The sequence below is a fragment of the Qipengyuania sp. NPDC077410 genome, assembly GCF_044543405.1.
GTDB lineage: Bacteria > Pseudomonadota > Alphaproteobacteria > Sphingomonadales > Sphingomonadaceae > Qipengyuania > Qipengyuania pacifica.
In genome coordinates, this window is record NZ_JBITWB010000003.1 from 238,622 (window position 1) to 255,985 (window position 17,364).

The 17,364-nt window shown below is 61.6% G+C and carries 15 protein-coding genes; 10 read left to right on the forward strand and 5 right to left on the reverse strand.

Annotation, left to right across the window (positions count from 1 at the left end):
* Positions 1–152: 152 nt before the first annotated feature.
* From ACIGGE_RS14765 to ACIGGE_RS14795, 7 genes are all read left to right on the forward strand, one after another.
* A complete protein-coding gene (locus ACIGGE_RS14765; protein ID WP_103023708.1) occupies positions 153–1,394 on the forward strand; it encodes a lipoprotein-releasing ABC transporter permease subunit in 1,242 nt (413 codons plus the stop codon).
* Complete coding sequence (locus ACIGGE_RS14770) at positions 1,387–2,073, forward strand: ABC transporter ATP-binding protein (RefSeq protein WP_397490929.1); 687 nt, start codon at positions 1,387–1,389, stop codon at positions 2,071–2,073. Before ACIGGE_RS14765 ends, ACIGGE_RS14770 begins: the two co-directional genes overlap by 8 nt.
* Positions 2,074–2,137: 64 nt before the next feature.
* Complete coding sequence (locus ACIGGE_RS14775; protein WP_103023710.1) at positions 2,138–2,413, forward strand: hypothetical protein; 276 nt, start codon at positions 2,138–2,140, stop codon at positions 2,411–2,413.
* A 50-nt stretch (positions 2,414–2,463) separates the two neighbouring features.
* Complete coding sequence (locus ACIGGE_RS14780; RefSeq protein ID WP_397490930.1) at positions 2,464–2,943, forward strand: glutathione peroxidase; 480 nt, start codon at positions 2,464–2,466, stop codon at positions 2,941–2,943.
* Positions 2,944–3,018: 75 nt separating this feature from the next.
* The gene (gene dnaE / locus ACIGGE_RS14785) at positions 3,019–6,495 is read left to right on the forward strand and encodes a DNA polymerase III subunit alpha (RefSeq protein WP_397490931.1); all 3,477 of its coding nucleotides are present in this window, start codon (positions 3,019–3,021) and stop codon (positions 6,493–6,495) included.
* Positions 6,496–6,525: 30 nt separating this feature from the next.
* Entirely contained in the window at positions 6,526–8,124 is a 1,599-nt protein-coding gene (locus tag ACIGGE_RS14790) for a long-chain fatty acid--CoA ligase (RefSeq protein ID WP_247714430.1), read from the forward strand.
* Positions 8,125–8,136: 12 nt separating this feature from the next.
* Complete coding sequence (locus ACIGGE_RS14795) at positions 8,137–8,568, forward strand: DUF1330 domain-containing protein (RefSeq protein ID WP_103023713.1); 432 nt, start codon at positions 8,137–8,139, stop codon at positions 8,566–8,568.
* Positions 8,569–8,589: 21 nt separating this feature from the next.
* Here the strand turns inward: ACIGGE_RS14795 and ACIGGE_RS14800 are convergent, their stop codons facing one another.
* The 5 genes from ACIGGE_RS14800 to ACIGGE_RS14820 form a co-directional block, all read right to left on the reverse strand.
* Complete coding sequence (locus tag ACIGGE_RS14800) at positions 8,590–9,687, reverse strand: PA0069 family radical SAM protein (RefSeq protein WP_103023830.1); 1,098 nt, start codon at positions 9,685–9,687, stop codon at positions 8,590–8,592.
* A 60-nt stretch (positions 9,688–9,747) separates the two neighbouring features.
* Entirely contained in the window at positions 9,748–10,719 is a 972-nt protein-coding gene (locus tag ACIGGE_RS14805; RefSeq protein WP_397490932.1) for a hypothetical protein, read from the reverse strand.
* A 156-nt stretch (positions 10,720–10,875) separates the two neighbouring features.
* Positions 10,876–11,403: a molybdenum cofactor biosynthesis protein B gene (gene moaB, locus ACIGGE_RS14810; RefSeq protein WP_397490933.1), complete on the reverse strand. Its 528-nt coding sequence runs from the start codon at positions 11,401–11,403 to the stop codon at positions 10,876–10,878.
* Positions 11,404–11,414: 11 nt separating this feature from the next.
* Positions 11,415–13,151: a transglycosylase SLT domain-containing protein gene (locus ACIGGE_RS14815; RefSeq protein ID WP_397490934.1), complete on the reverse strand. Its 1,737-nt coding sequence runs from the start codon at positions 13,149–13,151 to the stop codon at positions 11,415–11,417.
* Positions 13,133–13,996, reverse strand: a complete 864-nt coding sequence (locus ACIGGE_RS14820) for a hypothetical protein (RefSeq protein ID WP_397490935.1) — start codon at positions 13,994–13,996, stop codon at positions 13,133–13,135. Before ACIGGE_RS14820 ends, ACIGGE_RS14815 begins: the two co-directional genes overlap by 19 nt.
* On the opposite strand from ACIGGE_RS14820, the gene ACIGGE_RS14825 reads away from it, so the two are divergent.
* From ACIGGE_RS14825 to ACIGGE_RS14835, 3 genes are all read left to right on the forward strand, one after another.
* A complete protein-coding gene (locus tag ACIGGE_RS14825; RefSeq protein ID WP_397490936.1) occupies positions 13,995–15,641 on the forward strand; it encodes an electron transfer flavoprotein-ubiquinone oxidoreductase in 1,647 nt (548 codons plus the stop codon). The genes ACIGGE_RS14820 and ACIGGE_RS14825 overlap by 2 nt on opposite strands.
* 90 nt (positions 15,642–15,731) lie before the next feature.
* Positions 15,732–16,562, forward strand: a complete 831-nt coding sequence (locus ACIGGE_RS14830) for a 4-(cytidine 5'-diphospho)-2-C-methyl-D-erythritol kinase (protein ID WP_397490937.1) — start codon at positions 15,732–15,734, stop codon at positions 16,560–16,562.
* Positions 16,559–17,284 (forward strand): N-formylglutamate amidohydrolase, encoded by a 726-nt coding sequence (locus tag ACIGGE_RS14835; RefSeq protein WP_397490938.1) that lies wholly within the window; start codon positions 16,559–16,561, stop codon positions 17,282–17,284. Before ACIGGE_RS14830 ends, ACIGGE_RS14835 begins: the two co-directional genes overlap by 4 nt.
* Positions 17,285–17,364 lie beyond the last annotated feature (80 nt).

Consider the following 17,364-nt stretch of genomic DNA (forward strand, 5'->3'; position numbering starts at 1 on the left):
GCGGCTGATCGGGATGCGCGCTCCAATGGCGATGTTACGCGTCGATTACAAGGGCAGTGCGACGGTTGACCTGTCTCGCCGCATGATTTCATTGCGCGGAAAGGTTCGTCTGCCTACAGGCCTGTTACCTGCAGGCAAAGACAAGGGACGTCTTGATCCTCTCTCCTTTCGAATGGACCATCGCCAAACGCTACTTGCTTCCGGGCAAGGGCGAGGCATTTATTGCGCTTGTCGCGAGCATCTCCATTGGCGTCGTGATGCTGTCTGTTGCCATGCTCGTCGTGGTGATGAGCGTCATGAACGGCTTTCGCGCAGAACTGCTGGACAAGATCGTAGGCCTCAATGGCCATGCCATCGTTCAGGCCTACGGCGGGCGCATGGACGATTGGGAAAACATCCTCCAGGAAGTGCGGCAGACACCTGGCGTGGTGCGCGCCTCGCCTCTTATCGAACAGCCTCTATTGACCAGTTTCAATGGAAGGGTTGAGGCGATTCTGGTGCGCGGTAACACCCCGCAGGACATCCGCAATCTGTCGTCCAAGGTCGTGAGCGGCAATATCGATGAGCTTGCGCCTGGAGCGCGGAAGGTCGCCATCGGCATTCGCCTCGCGGAAAATATCGGTGCGCGCGTCGGCGACACCATTACCGTTATCAATCCGCAAGGACGTTCCACTCCATTTGGCACACTGCCCAGACAGGTCGGTTACGAAGTGGCCGCAATCTTCGAAGTCGGCGTTTACGACTATGATGGGGCGTTTGTAGTCATGCCGATGCAGGACGCGCAAACGCTGCTGCTACTCGGCGATACCGTTCAGATGATCGAGGTCACCGTCAACGATGCCGACAAGGTCGGCGAAATCCTTGCCCCTGTACAGCGTTCGCTCCAGGGACGTGCGGTGGTATCGGACTGGAAGACCATAAACGCGACGCTGTTCGAGGCCTTGCAGGTGGAGCGAGCCGCAATGGCGTTCGCATTGAGTTTCATGGTCTTGGTTGCGGCATTCAACATTCTTTCCAGCCTCGTCATGCTGGTTCGCGCAAAGACCCGGGACATCGCTATCATGCGCACCATGGGCGCGACCAGGCAGAGCCTGATGAAGATTTTCGTGACAACCGGCTTCACGATCGGTGCCATCGGGACATTGGCCGGACTTGCATTCGGTTTCCTGATACTCGCCGGACGCAAGCAGATCGTCGAGGTCATCGGCGCGCTGACCGGGCAGAACCTCTGGGACCCGCAGTATCGTTTTCTGACGACAATCCCTTCCAAGATAGACGGTATGGAGGTCGGCATGATCGTGTTGCTCGCGCTTCTGCTCAGCTTCCTTGCTACCCTTTACCCGGCATGGAAGGCCGCAAGTACCGATCCGGTACAGGTGCTCCGTTATGAATAGGCGCGGTGTGGAACCAGTTGTCGAACTGAAAGGCCTGACACGCAGCTTCCAGCAGGGCGGCGTAAAGATCGACGTTCTGTGCGGGGTCGATCTGGCGATTATGCCCGGCGAGATAGTAGCCCTTCTCGGCCCTTCGGGTTCGGGTAAGTCGACCCTGTTGCAGGCTGTTGGCTTGCTCGAAGGCGGCTTTGGCGGCGAGATCGTGATCGGCGGTCAATCTGCCGAGAAATCAGATTCGCGCGCGCGCACCGTGCTTCGCCGCGAGCATCTGGGGTTCGTCTATCAGTTCCATCATTTGCTCCCCGATTTCGATGCGCGCGAAAATGTGATCCTGCCGCAGCTGGTTGCGGGCACCCCGCGCGCCGAAGCAGAAGCGCGCTCGGAACAATTGTTGACTGCGCTTGGGTTGGGCCATCGGCTCGACCATCGCCCCAGCCAGCTTTCGGGCGGGGAGCAGCAGCGCGTGGCCGTAGCCAGAGGTCTTGCGAACAAGCCGGATCTGGTGCTGGCTGATGAGCCGACTGGCAATCTGGATGAAAAGACGTCGGACAAGGTGTTGGCTGAATTCCTGTCGCTCGTTCGCGGCGAAGGCAGCGCGGCCCTGATCGCGACGCATAACGAACGCCTGGCCCGTAAGATGGACCGCGTGGTTCGATTGCACGAAGGGTTGCTCGAATAGAGGGGGTTGCTCGAATAGAGGACCCACATCGCTCTTTGCTCGTTGATCGGGAAAGGAGATTTTGATGACCGACCATCCAAGTACTTTCAAGGGCGAGGATACCCACCGCGAGGGCGTGCAGTGGGACGACCGCGCAGAGATCCATTCCGCCGAAGACGGCCAGGGTATTCTGGACGGTGGCAAGGGATTGCGCGGAGGCACCCTGGCCCAGATGGTCTCGCAAGTGATGGCCTATCCACCCGCTGAGCGCGGCCGCTTCGTCATTCAAAAGGCCGGAGACCATCGGCTCGATTTGGCTGAGATAGAGGCGCTCGCCGCGCGGGACGACTTCCCGGGTTGATGCTTTACCCCGGCCTTACCATGAGCTCAGATTCGAAGGACTGACCTGCCATGACAACCATTGCTGACTTCACCGTCATAAATAACAAGGGTGAGCAGATCGATCTGAAGCAGAAGCTGGGTAAGATCATTCTTGTCGTGAACACCGCGAGTAAGTGCGGGTTCACACCACAGTACGAGGGGCTCGAAGAACTATTTCAGCAGTACCGGGAACAGGGTTTCGAAGTGCTTGCCTTTCCGTGCAACCAGTTTGGTGGGCAGGAACCGGGCAACGCGAGTGAAATTGCCGAATTCTGTAAAGTGAACTTCGGACTGACCTTTCCCCTAATGAAGAAAGTCGACGTGAATGGCGACGACGCGAGCCCCTTGTTCGACTGGATGAAGGCCGAAAAACCCGGTCTCATGGGGTCGAAGGCGATCAAATGGAATTTCACCAAGTTCCTGATCGACAGAGAGGGCAATGTGGTGAAACGATATGCCCCGACCGACGCACCCAAGTCGATTTCGAAGGATATCGAGAAGCTCCTCTGATCTTCAGGTGAGCTGTGGAGAAGTGAGGCCGGAAGTGACTGGTGAATCGCCGCCGTAATACGCATATTGCAGTGCATGTCGTTCAAGCCCTTCGTCCCTTTCCGTATCCTCTCCGCCTACACCATGCTGGAGGGCGCGATCGACCCGAAGGCGATGGCAAAATTGGCCAAGGAACGCGGCTTTCCCGCTATCGCCATTGCCGATCGCAACGGCCTTTACGGCGCAGTCATGTTCGCGAACGCCTGCAAGGCGGAAGGCATCCAGCCGATCATCGGGACCCTTCTTGGTGTTGCGCGGGATAGCGAAGGGAAGCAGGTCGACTACCTGCCACTCTACGCGCAGGACGAGCAGGGGTACGACAATCTCTGTCATCTCGTCAGCCGCGCCCATCTGGAACGTCCGCTCGAGTTCGAACCCCATGTTCGCCTGACCGATCTTGATGGCCACACCGGTGGGCTCATAGCATTCAGCGGGGCAAGCGAGGGCGCGCTGACGAAGCTTCTGGCCGAGGGACAGCGGAGCCACGCAGAGATCCTCCTGCAAAAACTTCAGGAGTTGTTTCCCGAACGGCTTTACATCGAGTTGGCTCGCCGTGGTAACGAGGTGGAAGAGCGGGCAGAGGCAGCGCTGGTCGAGTTGGCCTACGACCGTGACCTCCCTCTCGTCGCCACAAACCCTGCAAATTTTGCAGAGCCGCATATGCATAAGGCGCATGATGCCATGCTGTGCATTGCCGGATCCACGCATATCGACGCCGACGAGCGGGCGAAGTCGAACCCGGAAAGCTATGTAAAAACCTATCACATGATGGACGAGGCTTTCGACGATCTGCCGGAGGCTGTTCAGAACACGCTCGTCGTGGCGCAACGCTGTGCCTATGCGCCGCCATACCGCAAGCCGATCCTGCCCAGCCTTGCAGGTGACCTCGAAGGCGAGGCGCGAATGTTGGCGGAAGATGCCCACAGGGGTTTAGAAGCGCGTCTCGAACCGTATGGCGAGATGTCCGACGACCAGCGAAAGATTTATTTCGATCGCCTGAAGTTCGAAGTCGATATCATCAATCAGATGGGCTTTCCGGGCTACTTCCTGATCGTTGCCGACTTCATAAAATGGGCCAAGGACCACGATATTCCTGTGGGCCCGGGACGTGGTTCGGGTGCGGGTAGCCTCGTCGCATGGGCTTTGACCATCACGGATCTCGATCCAATCCAGCTCGGTCTGCTGTTCGAACGTTTTCTCAACCCCGAACGCGTCTCGATGCCCGATTTCGATATCGATTTCTGCGAAACGCGGCGGGGCGAGGTGATCCGTTATGTCCAGCAGAAATACGGCCACGATCACGTCGCTCAGATCATCACTTTCGGTAAACTGAAGGCGCGCGCCGTTTTGCGCGACACCGGCCGCATCCTGCAGATGAGCTATGGGCACGTGGATCGCCTCTGCAAGATGGTGCCGAACCATCCGACCGACCCTTGGACGCTGCCAAGGGCGCTGAACGGGGCCGCCGATTTCAAACGGGAATACGACAACGACAATGAGGTGAAGCGCCTCGTCGATCTCGCCATGCAGCTCGAGGGCTTTCCGCGTAACAGTTCGACCCACGCCGCAGGCGTGGTGATCGGTGATCGCCCGCTCGCCCAGCTGGTGCCGCTTTATCGCGACCCGCGGTCGGACATGCCGGTTACGCAATACGACATGAAGAATGTCGAAAGCTCCGGCCTCGTCAAATTCGACTTTCTCGGTCTCAAGACGCTGTCGGTTCTCAAGAAGGCCACCGACCTGCTCAAACGGCGTGACATCGAGATCGATCTTTCGCTTCTGCCGCTCGATGACGCAAAGGTCTACGAGCTCATGAAGAGCGGCAATACGGTGGGGGTTTTCCAGCTTGAATCGGAAGGCATGCGCCGTACGCTGACGGCGGTAAAGCCGACCAATTTCGGCGACATCATCGCGCTTGTTTCGCTATATCGTCCGGGCCCGATGGATAACATTCCGCTGTTCGGCAAGCGCAAGGCCGGTCAGGTGGAAATCGAATATCCGCATGCCAAGCTGGAAGGCATTCTGGCCGAAACCTACGGGATCTTCGTTTACCAGGAACAGGTTATGCAGGCCGCGCAGATCCTTGCAGGATATTCCTTGGGCGACGCCGACCTTTTGCGCCGCGCAATGGGTAAGAAGGTTCAGGCCGAAATGGATGCGCAGCGCGAACGTTTCGTTGATGGCTGCAAGAGAGTATCCGGTATCGACAAGGGCGAGGCCAACGCGCTGTTCGACTTGATCGACAAGTTCGCAGGCTACGGTTTCAACAAGTCTCACGCCGCAGCGTATGCGTTGCTTGCCTATCAGACGGCTTGGCTGAAGGCGCACTATCCTGAAGAATTCTACGCCGCCTCGATGTGCTTCGACATGCATCAATCCGAAAAGCTGGCGATCTTCGTCGACGATGCTCGGCGCAGCGGCATCAAGGTGTTGCCGCCATCGCTGAACTATTCGGAAGCGGAGTATTCGGTCGAGCAGACCGATGACGGTTATGCAGTGCGTTATGCATTGGCTGGCATACGCAACGTCGGCGAGCGAGCTATGGAAGCGATCGTCGAAGAGCGCGAGGCTGCAGGGCGTTTCAAAAGCCTCAAAGATTTGTTCGAGCGTCTGCCCAAGGGCTCCATGAATTCTCGCCAGCTGGAGGCGTTGATCAGTGCCGGGGCGCTCGACGAATTCGAACCGAACCGCGCCAAGCTGTTCGCCAATGCCGACATGCTTTTGGCAGTGGCCGACGCCGCAGAGCGCGAGCGGTCGAGCGGACAGGGCGGATTGTTCGGAGGAGAGGCCGCGCCGGTCGAGGATACATTGCGCCTCAAGGAAGTCGAGGACTGGTCGCTCAGTGAAGCGCGTCACCGTGAGAAAGAGAACATGGGGTTTTCTTTCAAGGAACATGCCACGGCGGTTTATCGGGAAATTTCCAGCGCGCAGGGCGCCCGCTCGCACGCATCTCTGATCGCAGGGGGCGTTCCCGGTGGGGGACGGATGACCGCCGTGATGGCGGTGCAGGTCGAAGGGGCCAGCAAAGGCACTACCAAGCGCGGCAAGCCGTTTATCCGCGCGGACTTTTCCGATAGCTCGGGCCAGTTCAGCGCCGCCTGCTTCGAAGAAGGTCTAGTCGACAGATTCCTCGAATGGGCGGACAAGCAAACCTGCGTGAAGCTCGATGTGGAGCTCGACAGTCCGAGCCCCGATGAGCCGCCCCGCATAACCGTGCGGCATGCCGTCCCGCTCGATGCCGTCCGGGGAAGCATGGCGATGTTGCTGACGCTCGAGGTAGAAAGCGTCGACGCGCTGAACCAGTTGGCAATCGAACTCGGTGAAGACGGGGCAGGGGGCGATGAAGTGATGGCCACATTGCTCACCGGCGATCTGGCGCCGCCCGTCATGCGCCTGGGGCGGGCATTTTCTATCGATGGTGACCTCGCCGAACGCTTGGCAAGCGTGCCCGGCCTTGCCAAGGTGCAACTGACCGCGCGACGAGGAAAGGCAAACTTGCGCCTCGTTGCCTGACGGTCGAACCGACGGGTGAGAGGAGAGTTTATGGCGTTTGGTGCGATGCAGGACTGGAGCATGCGAATTTCGCATGTGATCGATCATGCGGCTCGGGAAGCATCCGGTCGCGAAATCGTAACCCACTGGGCCGATGGCACCGAAACGCGGACGGACTGGGCGGGCATCCATCTGGACGCGCGGAAAATGGCTCAGGCGCTGTTGGCGCTTGGCCTGACAAAGGGTGATCGGGTGGCAAGCCTCGCGATGAACCATTCCCGGCATCTGGTGAGCTGGTTCGGCGTGGCGGGCATGGGCGGGGTGCTCCACACCTGCAATCCGCGGTTGTTCGAAGACCAGCTCGAATACATCGTCAATCATGCCGAAGACAAAGTCATGATCTATGACGCGGCGTTCCAGCCTATCATCGACAAGATGCGCGACAAATGGCCGACGGTCGAACATTACATCTGCTTCGACAGCGGCGAGCATACGACCAGTTTCGAAGACTGGATTGGCGAGCAGGACGGCGAGTTCGAATGGGTCGAGGGGGACGAACGCGATCCCTGCATGATCTGTTACACCAGCGGCACCACCGGCAATCCCAAGGGTGTTCAGTACGAACATCGTTCCACGCTGCTGCACGCGATGGCCGGGCTGCAAACCAGCGCATTCAATTTCAGCGGATCGTCCGTCATGTTGCCGGTGGTCCCGATGTTCCACGCCGCCAGCTGGGGCCTGCCCTATTCGGGGGCGATGGCTGGGATCAAGTTCGTCTTTTCCGCCGTGAACGACCCCGCGGTGCTTTGCGACCTGATGGATCGAGAGGGGGTGACCGACAGTGCTGGTGTGCCGACCGTCTGGCTGGCGACATTCCAGTATTGCGATGCGGAGGGCAAGGATCTGCCCAAGCTCAAATCGGCGACGATCGGCGGTTCCGCTGCGCCGCGGTTCATGATCGAACGGCTGATGAAGAACGGTACGCGCGTGCAGCACGCATGGGGAATGACCGAGACTTCGCCTATCGGGACGGTCGGCGGTCCGACGGCGAACTGGGACGAACTGACCTTCGAAGAGAAGGTGGAAAAGACGATGAAGCAGGGGCGGCCGATCTTCGGCGTCGAACTGCGTACGGTCGATCTGGACGACCGGTCGACCGTTCTTCCGCGCGATGGCGAAGCCAGCGGTGCGCTGCAGATACGCGGGCCGTGGATCATCAAGCGCTATTTCAAGGCGGAAGAGGACGCCACCGATGCGGACGGCTGGTTCGACACCGGCGATGTGGCGATCCTGCATCCCGATGGGACGATGCAGATTACCGACCGCACGAAGGACGTCATCAAGTCCGGCGGCGAATGGATCAGCTCGGTGGAACTCGAAAATGCAGCGGTGGGCCATCCGGCCGTGGCGGAAGCGGCGGCTATCGGCATGCCCCATCCCAAGTGGGACGAGCGACCCGTTCTGTTCGTGGTCAGGAAATCCGGCGCGGAATGCAGTGCCGAGGACGTGACCGCATTCCTTACCGACAAGGTCGCCAAATGGTGGCTGCCCGATGCGGTCGAATTCGTCGACGACATCCCGCACACCGCCACCGGCAAGATCAGCAAGAAAGACCTGCGCGAACGCTTCAGCGACTATACGCTGGGCTGAGGAGGACGCACCATGACACAAAGCTATATCGACCCGAGCAAGACCAATTTCGAAGCATTCAAGGACCTGCCGCGCGATCAGCCGATCCATATGCTGAACCTGCTGCAGTACCGGGACCAGGCGGAATATCCCGAAGGCCATGACAATGCCGGCAAGGACTGGAGCGGGCGCCGGGCCTACAAAGAGTATGGCAAGACCAGCGGCCCGATCTTCCGCCGGGTGGGCGGCGAAATCGTCTGGCGCGGGGCGTTCGAGGCGGTGCTGACCGGGCCGGAAGCGATGCGCTGGCACGATGGCTTTATCGCGCAATATCCCAGCGCGGCCGCGTTCTTCGAGATGATCAAGGACCCCGAGTATCAGAAGGCCGTGGTCAATCGCACCGCCGCGCTGGCCGACAGCAGGCTGGTTCGCTTCAAGCCAGGAGCGATGGGCGAGGGGTTCTAGCCTCCAAGCCTGCGAAAATTTTCACAGTAGCCGCAACTGACCGCCGACGGCCGGTGGGCGGAACCGGGTGCAGTCCAGTTCGAATTTCGATTTGCCCACGCCTGCGCGCTTGCAGGCGAGGCGGAACCTGGCGCGGAAAAGATCGGCCCAGACACCGGTGGGTTTCATGCGGGTGAAGAAGTCGGGATCGTTGTCCCGCGCCTGCCCGTCCTTGGCACGGATCGAGCGGACGATGTTCATGACCTTGTCGCCGCGTTCCGGAAAATGGACCGAGAGCCATTCCCGGAAGAGGGGCGCGACTTCGTGCGGGAGGCGCAGGGGTATCCAGCCGACGCTGCCAATGCCGAGCTGGCCCGCGCGCTGAACGATGTCTTCCATGAATTCGTCGGTAATGGCGGGGATCACGGGAGCGATCGAACAATGGACGGGTATGCCCGCTTCGGCGAGTTTGGCGAGGGCGGCCAGACGCTTCGCCGGAGCCGCCGCACGGGGTTCCAGTTTGGCCGATAGCCGGGGGTCGAGGCTGGTCACCGATATTGCGACCGCAACCAGCCTCTGTTCGGCCATAGCACGAAGCAGGTCCAGATCGTCGCAAACACGATCCGATTTGGTTGTTATCGTCACGGGGTGACGAGCATCGAGACAGACTTCGAGCACCTCGCGTGTGATGCGATAATCCCGCTCGATCGGTTGGTAGGGATCGGTATTCGTCCCCATGGCGATGGGCCGCGGCCGATATTTCGCCTTGGCCAGAGTGGCCCGCAGGATTTCGGCGGCATTGGGCTTGGCGAACAGCTTCGTTTCGAAGTCCAGACCGGGAGACAGATCGTGATAGGCATGCGTCGGCCTGGCAAAACAATATACGCAGCCATGTTCACAACCCCGGTAAGCGTTCACGGACCGATCGAACGCGATATCGGGCGATTGATTGAAGCTCAGGATCGTGCGGGGACGTTCTTCGGTCACCTGAGTGCGCAGCTTGACCGGCGGGCCGTCCAGCGTTTCCATATGATCGCGCCAGTCGCCATCGACTTCGCGCGTGGCGAGGCCGAAGCGTGTCGGCACATCGGCGCCCTGTGCGCCGCGTCCGGGAATCGCTGGTTCGAGACGACGTTCCATGGGCAAGAACATACAGCGAACAAAAGAGCTTTGCCAGCCTGTTTTCGCAAGCCTTGACAGCTATCGCCGCGCATCTGACCGCGGCGCTCCGAAGGGTGAGCGGGGGTGCGGTGCGGCCCGGTGCGGCGAGCTGCGCACAAGCATTCGCGAGACGGCGCAGGTTGACACAGTTGACAGGGTCCTGGGGCGTGCCGAGGCCAAAGGTTCACTAGCGGGTCGATCGACCGTCTGGCATGCCAGCGTCATCACCTGTGCAAGCGCGGAAGGATCGACGCGTGGCTGCCGGACCCTGGTGGGCAGTCCGGGAGCGGTCGGCGATGCGGGCCATCCACACAGGGCATCGACAGTGTCGAAGGTGTCGACAAGCCGGCGATCCCATTCGTGCCCCGCGTCTTCCCGGGCCTGTGCAGCCACTTCGTCGCATTCGTCATCGAGACCACCCAGGAATTCGGCGCTGCTTTCGCTGACCGTCCAGCCGCTGTCGTCGTCGTCCTGATCGTCGTCCTCCGCCGCGCCGTAGAACACCTCGAGCTCTTTCTCGCGATGATTGCGGCGAGCTTCATCGCCTGCCGCGGCGACAGCATCCTTGCGCGCGGGCGGCAGGGCCAGTTCGCCAGTGGCGACACAGTTCAGCAATTCGTCGAAGCGACCGGCATCGGCGCAGGCGGCATTGTCACCGACCATCGCGTCGAGGCGTGCCAGATGTGCCAGCAAAAGCCGCGCATCGTAGCGCCGGCGCGTGCCGACCAGCTCCCCGCGATAATAGATCTGTTCTTCCACCCCTTCGATGGCGCGTTCTGCCAGAGCCTGGACCCCGTTATCCCGCGCCAAGACCAGCGCAGCGGCCCAGCCACGAGCGAAGAACGGATCGCGGCGACGCAGTCGATAGGCCGCTTCGGCGGAGAGATCGACCGCGCGGCAGGCGGCGCGGGCATTCCCGTGAGCCGCCAGCCGGTCGAGAAAGCGCGCCTTCAATTCGGGCGTCCAGTCGCGCGCCGGGACATGGGCAAAGGGTTCGGTAATGTCGGTCATGATCCGCGTCTCCTGTCGGGAATGGAAGCGAATCAGGTCTGTTATGCAGCCGGAGCCGAGTAGGAAAATGAATTCTTGCAGAGGTTCGGCTTGCCGATCGGTGGCGGCATCATGGGTTGCCGGGTCGCCCCCGGCTGCTAGCAATAAAGGCGAAGGCTATCTTTCCCGGAGGCGGGGCATCAGTTCGACGAAGTTGCAGGGACGGTGGCGACTGTCGAGCTGATGCGCAAGGATGCGGTCCCAGCCGTCTTTCACTGCGCCGTTCGAGCCGGGCAGGGCGAAGATATAGGTGCCGCGGGCGAGCACGGCGCAGGCGCGGCTCTGGACGGTGCTGGTGCCGATGGTTTCGTAACTGATCCAGCGGAACAGTTCGCCGAAACCGGGAATGTCCTTGCTCTTGACCTTGTCGAGCGCTTCCGGCGTCACGTCGCGGCCGGTGAGGCCGGTGCCGCCGGTGGTGATGATGCAATCGATCTGTTCGTCGTCGATCCAGCGATGAAGGTGCGCGGCGAGCTGGTTCACATCGTCGCGGCTTATATCGCGATCGGCGAGTTCGTGGCCAGCATCTGCGATGCGTTGGGCAAGAATATCGCCCGACGTGTCATCGGCCGAGGTGCGCGTGTCGGATACGGTCAGCAGCGCGATACGCACTGGCTTGAAGATGCGGCTTTCGTCGATTGGCATAAGCGTGTTCCTTACCTGGCCCGCGGAAACATGGGCCAGTCGTTTTCGGCCAGATCGACCCTGCTTGGCGCATCGGCATCCGCCTGGCGCAGATACATCCAGTAATTGCGCATCACGATGGCGACGTATCCGCGCGTTTCCCAATAGGGGATGCTTTCCATGTAGAGCAGCGGATCGCCCTGATCGCGGATTTCATTTTCCCAGCGCGAAACGGGCGTGGGCCCGGCATTGTACGCCGCCATGACCTTGGGCAGCTTGCCCTGCGTAAAATTGGACGAATTGAGGGATTCGAGCGTGCGCTGGCCGAAGGCGAGATTGACGGCCGGGTCCTTCAGATCCGCGCCCGAGCTCATGTTGATCGATGCGGCATATTCCCGCTGCGTGATCGGCATGATCTGCATCAACCCGATGGCACCGGCCGGGCTGACCACGGTTTCGCGAAAGTTCGATTCCTGCAAGGCATGGGCGAAGGCGAGGGCAGGGTCCACGCGCCATCCACCGACCGGTGCGCGGAAGGTGACCGGATAGCGCAGGCTGGGATGTGCCCCTTCGCCGCGCGGGGCATTATAGGCCATGAAGGTCTGCGCACCCGTGAGGCCCAGCGCACGCGAGAGCCGCGACAATGCGCCGTAATCCTTCGGGTCGCCCGTGCGGACCAGCCAGACGAGATCGTCCGCCGCCGCATCGCGCCGCCCGACTTCCGCCAGCATGACGGCCTGCCGGACCGCGTCTTCCTGGCGCAGATGTTCCCAATCGGCCTGTGTCAGATCGGGCAAGGCGTGGGTCCGCGGAAGGTCGCGGCCCATCTGTTCGTGGGCCAGCATGCCATAGAGGGTTTCCGGGAAGCGCGCGGCGCCGCGCAATTGTTCGGCAGCCTTTTCAGGGAAGCGGCAGCGGATGAATGACCGGCTGGCCCAGTAATGCGCCGCTGCGGTCAGTTCCGGATTGGCGGAGCCGGACGCGCTGCGCTGGAAGGCTTCTGCGGCCTTGTCGCAATCGCCCAGCCGCCATGCGGCGAGCCCGGCGACCCAATCGCCTTCGGCGACCCAGGCACCACTGCCGCCATCGCGGGTCGTATCCGCCATGGCCCAGGCCTGCGCGTCCTGATTTTCGATGTAGTAGCTGAAAGCGACGCGGTAGCGCCATTCCGCCCGCGCATCGCGCGACAGCGTGGCATCCACACCGTCCAGCAGCAGGCGGGCACCATTCGGATCGTCATTGGTGATCCGTTCGAGGATCGCGGCCTTTACGCTTTCCGGCATCGTACCGTCGTTGACCGAACTGGGCCGGATACGCTTGGTCGACCCGGGCTGGCGGACGAGATCGCGTGCCGGGCGCAGATAGGGCGGGTTCACGAGCCCGCGCGTCTGGCCAAGGCGGACGATGGATTCCGCCTGCGGCAGCGCGGAATAGCGCGACAGCCAGCTTTCGATGCGCGGCAGTTCGATGCGCGGACTTTGCGGATGGAGGTAATAGGTCGCCAGTGCCGCGCCATGGAGCGGGCCGTCATCGCGACTGGCCAGCATGACCTCGACCCTGTCCCAGTTCTGGCTGTCGATCGCTTCGAACAGCGAGCCGTAATAGGCGCGGTCGTCCTGCGAGAGGAGTTGCGGGAGGGAAGCCGCGTGCGACCGGGTGAAATATTCCACGCTCCCCTGCGCAAGGGCCGGGGCCGCGTGGAGGGAGGTGGTGGCGGCCAAAGCGGCGGCGGCGAAAATGCGAAGGGTCATCAAGTCCAGTCCAGCCATCGGTTCCAGAAAGTTTCCCGCCGGGCGGCCGAGCGGGCAAGGTTGCGCAGGTCAGGGGCGGCGAGCAGGGGGTAGATCTTGCCGTCACAGTCCAGCGAGAGGGGATCGCGCGCATCTTCGGGCGTCTTGCCGAACAGCGCGAGTTGCGCGCGTCCGAACAGGATCACGCGCTGCGGGGCGGCGAGCGCGATATGGGCCCTGACGATTTCGCCCAGACCGGCACCTGCGAGCTGACCCCAATCGGGCAGGGCCATTGGAGCAGGAAGGGCGCTGGCGATGTAGGCTTCGTGCTGGCCTATGCCCATTGCCGCGATCATGGCATCGACGAATTTGGCGGCGCCGCCCGTCAGCAGTCCTTCGGCATCGTCATCGAAGGGCTGGGGCAAAAGCAGCATCAGCTTCGCGCCTGCAACGCCCCGCGGTGGAATGCGCCGATCGAGCGCGCCATCCGCCAGCGAAGCTTCCGACATCCACCATTCGCGAAATTTTTCGAGCGTGTCGGGAAGGGCGGAGCGATCGATCTGCGTGGCCGCACCTTCGCCCTGTTCGAGCGCGCGTTGCAGCGGGGTCTTGCGCTGTACCGGGGGCGGTGCGGGCGGAGGAGGAGCCGTTACGGCATCGTCGGCCTCCGGCTCGATCAGCCAGCCACTCGGCTCGTCCAGAAAATCGGCATCGACGCCAGCCTCGCGCCACCAGTCGAGCGCGCCTTCCAGGCTTTCGAGCGCCGTGACATCGCGCGAATTCGGGGGATCGGCATGCATCATTACTTGGGCGCGGGTCTTGACCTCTAAAGCGCCACCAATCAAGGCATTCGCAACAGTAAAGCGACGAAAAGAGAGAGACATGAGCGAACGCGAATCCATGCCCTGCGATGTCGTGATCATCGGTGGAGGCCCGGCAGGCCTCGCCGCGGCGATCCGGCTGAAGCAAGTGAACGCGGAACTCGAAGTCGTGGTGCTCGAAAAGGGCAGCGAAATCGGCGCGCATATCCTGTCGGGCGCGGTGGTCGATCCGCGTGCGCTGGACGAACTGCTGCCCGAATGGCGTGACCAGGGCTGCCCGATGGCGGAAACTCCCGTGACGGAGAACCACCACTGGGTGCTGTCCGAAAGCGGAAAATCCGACCTTCCCGAGATGCTGCTGCCGCCTTTCATGAGCAATCACGGCAATTATACCGGATCGCTGGGCAATATGTGTCGCTGGCTGGCCGAGCAGGCCGAAGGTCTGGGCGTGATGGTCTTCCCCGGGTTTCCCGCCGCAGAAGTGCTGTTCGACGACAAGGGTGCGGTGACCGGTATCGTCACGCAGGATATGGGCATCGCCGAGGATGGCAGCCACAAGGCCGATTACCAGCCGGGCATGGAAATCCATGCGAAATACACCCTCTTCGCAGAAGGGGCGCGTGGCAATCTGACCAAGCAGATGAAGGCGAAATTCGACCTCGAGGCCGATTGCGAACCGCAGGTCTACGGTCTCGGCGTCAAGGAATTGTGGGACATCGATCCGGCCAAGCACGAGCCCGGCCGCGTGATCCATACGCAAGGCTGGCCACTGAGCGAAACCGGCACCTGGGGCGGGGGCTTCCTCTATCACCAGGCCAACGGTCAGGTGGCGCTCGGCTTCGTGACCGCGCTCGATTACGCCAATCCGTATGTGTCGCCCTATCAGGAATTTCAGCGCTGGAAGCACCATCCCGACATCGCCGCGATCCTCGAAGGTGGCAAGCGTGTGTCCTATGGCGGGCGCGTGATCAACGAAGGCGGCTGGCAATCCGTGCCCAAGCTGGCCTTCCCCGGCGGCGCGCTGATCGGCTGTTCGGCCGGTTTCGTGAACGTCCCGCGCATCAAGGGCAGCCACACCGCGATGAAGAGCGGGATGCTGGCCGCGGAAAGCATCGCTGCGGCGATCGCCGCCGGTAACGAGCATACCGAGCTGATGGATTACGATGCCGCCGTGCGCGACAGCTGGATCGCAGACGAGCTCAAGAAGGTGAAGAACGCGCAGCCCGCCGTCGCCAAGTGGGGCGAGGATCTGGGTACGGTCATCGCGGGCATCGACATGTGGATGCGCACCCTGAAGATCGGACTGCCGATCACGATGAAGCATCACCGCGATTACGAGATGCTGGAGCGGGCCGACAACTTCAAGCCGATCGCCTATCCCAAGCCCGACGGCGTACTGAGTTTCGACCGGCTGACAAACGTGAGCTTCAGCTACACCAATCATGCCGAAGATCAGCCTTGCCACCTGAAGGTCGCGGACATGGAACTGCAGCGCGAGAGTGAGCTGGAAGTCTTTGCGGGCCCTTCCGCCCGTTATTGCCCGGCGGGCGTGTACGAATGGATCCTGGAAGACGGCGCGGAGCCCAAGTTCCAGATCAATTCGCAGAACTGCATCCACTGCAAGACCTGCGACATCAAGGATCCGAACCAGAACATCACCTGGGTCACGCCCGAAGGCGGCGGCGGACCGAACTACCCGAATATGTAATCGTCAGCGTTGCTTTCTCCATCATTGCGAGGGGGAAAGCGACGCGGCAATCCGGGCGATAACGCCAGGGATTGTTTGGCTTCGCTCGCAATGACGGGGAATTTTGGCGTGGCCCATGTCGAAACCGCATATGCCAAGATCAACCTGGCACTGCACGTTCGCAGGCGGCGGGACGATGGCTATCATGAGCTCGAGACGCTGTTTGCCTTCGTCGATGCGGGGGACGTGCTGACAGCCACCAGCGCGGCGCAGGATGCCGTCACGGTCATGGGCGAGTTCGCGGGCGGTCTCGACAACCCGTTCGACAATCTGGTGGCAAGGGCGCTGGGCAAGGTGCCGCGCGCCGACGGGCTCAGAATCACGCTGGAGAAAAACCTCCCTGTTGCGGCGGGGCTCGGTGGGGGCTCGGCGGATGCCGGCGCCGTTTTTCGCATCGTGAAAGAGCTCCATGGTTTGCCGGACGACTGGCACGAGCGCGCAACTGCACTGGGCGCGGATGTACCCGCTTGTGTCGAAAGTCGTACCTGTATCGGGCGCGGCACCGGCACCGAACTCGAACCGGCAGATGACAGTCTGGCGGGCACACCCGTTCTGCTGGTAAACCCGCGCGTCCCGCTCTCGACAGGGCCGGTGTTCAAGCATTGGGACGAGAAGGATCGCGGCGCCTTGCCCGATGGCGATGCCCGCACGATCACTCTCGACGGGCGAAACGATCTCGAAGCACCCGCCCTTTCGCTGTGCCCGCAGATCGGCGGGGTGCTTGCCGCCTTGCGCGGAACTTCGCCGTTTCTCGCCCGTATGTCCGGTTCGGGCGCGACCTGTTTCGCGCTGTTCGATGACAAGTCAGCGCGGGACGAAGCGGCGGATCGCATGGCCGCCGACCATCCCGGCTGGTGGCAGATGCGAGGAAAGCTCAGATGATCGACGGTCGGCCCTATCGCCAGGTGAATGTGGACGACATTCGACCCGGCGGATTGCTGGTAGTGGCCGATCACGCATCGAACCATGTTCCAGCGGGTATCGAACTGCGGATCGATCGCAGGCTGATGAACGATCATATTGCGATCGATATCGGGGTGGAAGGCGTCGCGGATCGTCTTGCCCGCCGCCACGATCTACCTGTGCACATCGCGACCGTGAGCCGTCTCGTTTGCGATTTCCACCGCAAGGAAGACGAACCTGCCGTTGTTCCGACGACCAGCGACGGGCACCTGATCCCGGGTAATATCGGCGCAGATGTGGAAATGCGGCTCGCACGTTATCATCGACCATATCACGACGCTTTGGCGGCGTTGATCGAACGCGCCCGGCCGCGTATGCTGGTGGCAGTTCACAGCTTCACGCCCAGCCTTGCAACCAGCGACGAAGAGCGACCCTGGGAAGTCGCCCTGCTGTACAATCAGGATGAGAGAGCGGCGCAACATGCCATTCGGCTGTTTCGCGAACAGGGTCTGACAGTGGGCGACAACCAGCCCTATTCGGGCAAGCAACTCAACGCCACGATGGATCGCCATGCCGAGGCAAATGGCATTCCCTACTGCACGGTCGAGATACGACAGGATCAGATCGATACGGCCGCAGGGCAGGCACGCTGGGCGGTAATGCTGGCAGACATCATGGGGCGCGTCGCGCTGGAGGTGTAAAGCCGAGCTTGGCCGGACTACGGGCATTCTTCCGTTAGCGTAGGCTTCGCTGTCTGCTAGGCTTCGCCTTGAAGCCAAGA

What these genes read in the sequence shown, in the direction of transcription:
- ACIGGE_RS14795 (WP_103023713.1), top strand. Translation starts at nt 8,137, where the DNA reads ATGACACAAAGCTATATCGACCCGAGCAAGACCAATTTCGAAGCATTC.
- ACIGGE_RS14815 (WP_397490934.1), bottom strand. Translation starts at nt 13,151, where the DNA reads ATGGCTGGACTGGACTTGATGACCCTTCGCATTTTCGCCGCCGCCGCT.
- moaB (WP_397490933.1), bottom strand. Translation starts at nt 11,403, where the DNA reads ATGCCAATCGACGAAAGCCGCATCTTCAAGCCAGTGCGTATCGCGCTG.
- ACIGGE_RS14770 (WP_397490929.1), top strand. Translation starts at nt 1,387, where the DNA reads ATGAATAGGCGCGGTGTGGAACCAGTTGTCGAACTGAAAGGCCTGACA.
- ACIGGE_RS14800 (WP_103023830.1), bottom strand. Translation starts at nt 9,687, where the DNA reads ATGGAACGTCGTCTCGAACCAGCGATTCCCGGACGCGGCGCACAGGGC.
- ACIGGE_RS14820 (WP_397490935.1), bottom strand. Translation starts at nt 13,996, where the DNA reads ATGTCTCTCTCTTTTCGTCGCTTTACTGTTGCGAATGCCTTGATTGGT.
- dnaE (WP_397490931.1), top strand. Translation starts at nt 3,019, where the DNA reads ATGTCGTTCAAGCCCTTCGTCCCTTTCCGTATCCTCTCCGCCTACACC.
- ACIGGE_RS14780 (WP_397490930.1), top strand. Translation starts at nt 2,464, where the DNA reads ATGACAACCATTGCTGACTTCACCGTCATAAATAACAAGGGTGAGCAG.
- ACIGGE_RS14790 (WP_247714430.1), top strand. Translation starts at nt 6,526, where the DNA reads ATGGCGTTTGGTGCGATGCAGGACTGGAGCATGCGAATTTCGCATGTG.
- ACIGGE_RS14835 (WP_397490938.1), top strand. Translation starts at nt 16,559, where the DNA reads ATGATCGACGGTCGGCCCTATCGCCAGGTGAATGTGGACGACATTCGA.
- ACIGGE_RS14825 (WP_397490936.1), top strand. Translation starts at nt 13,995, where the DNA reads ATGAGCGAACGCGAATCCATGCCCTGCGATGTCGTGATCATCGGTGGA.
- ACIGGE_RS14830 (WP_397490937.1), top strand. Translation starts at nt 15,732, where the DNA reads ATGACGGGGAATTTTGGCGTGGCCCATGTCGAAACCGCATATGCCAAG.
- ACIGGE_RS14775 (WP_103023710.1), top strand. Translation starts at nt 2,138, where the DNA reads ATGACCGACCATCCAAGTACTTTCAAGGGCGAGGATACCCACCGCGAG.
- ACIGGE_RS14805 (WP_397490932.1), bottom strand. Translation starts at nt 10,719, where the DNA reads ATGACCGACATTACCGAACCCTTTGCCCATGTCCCGGCGCGCGACTGG.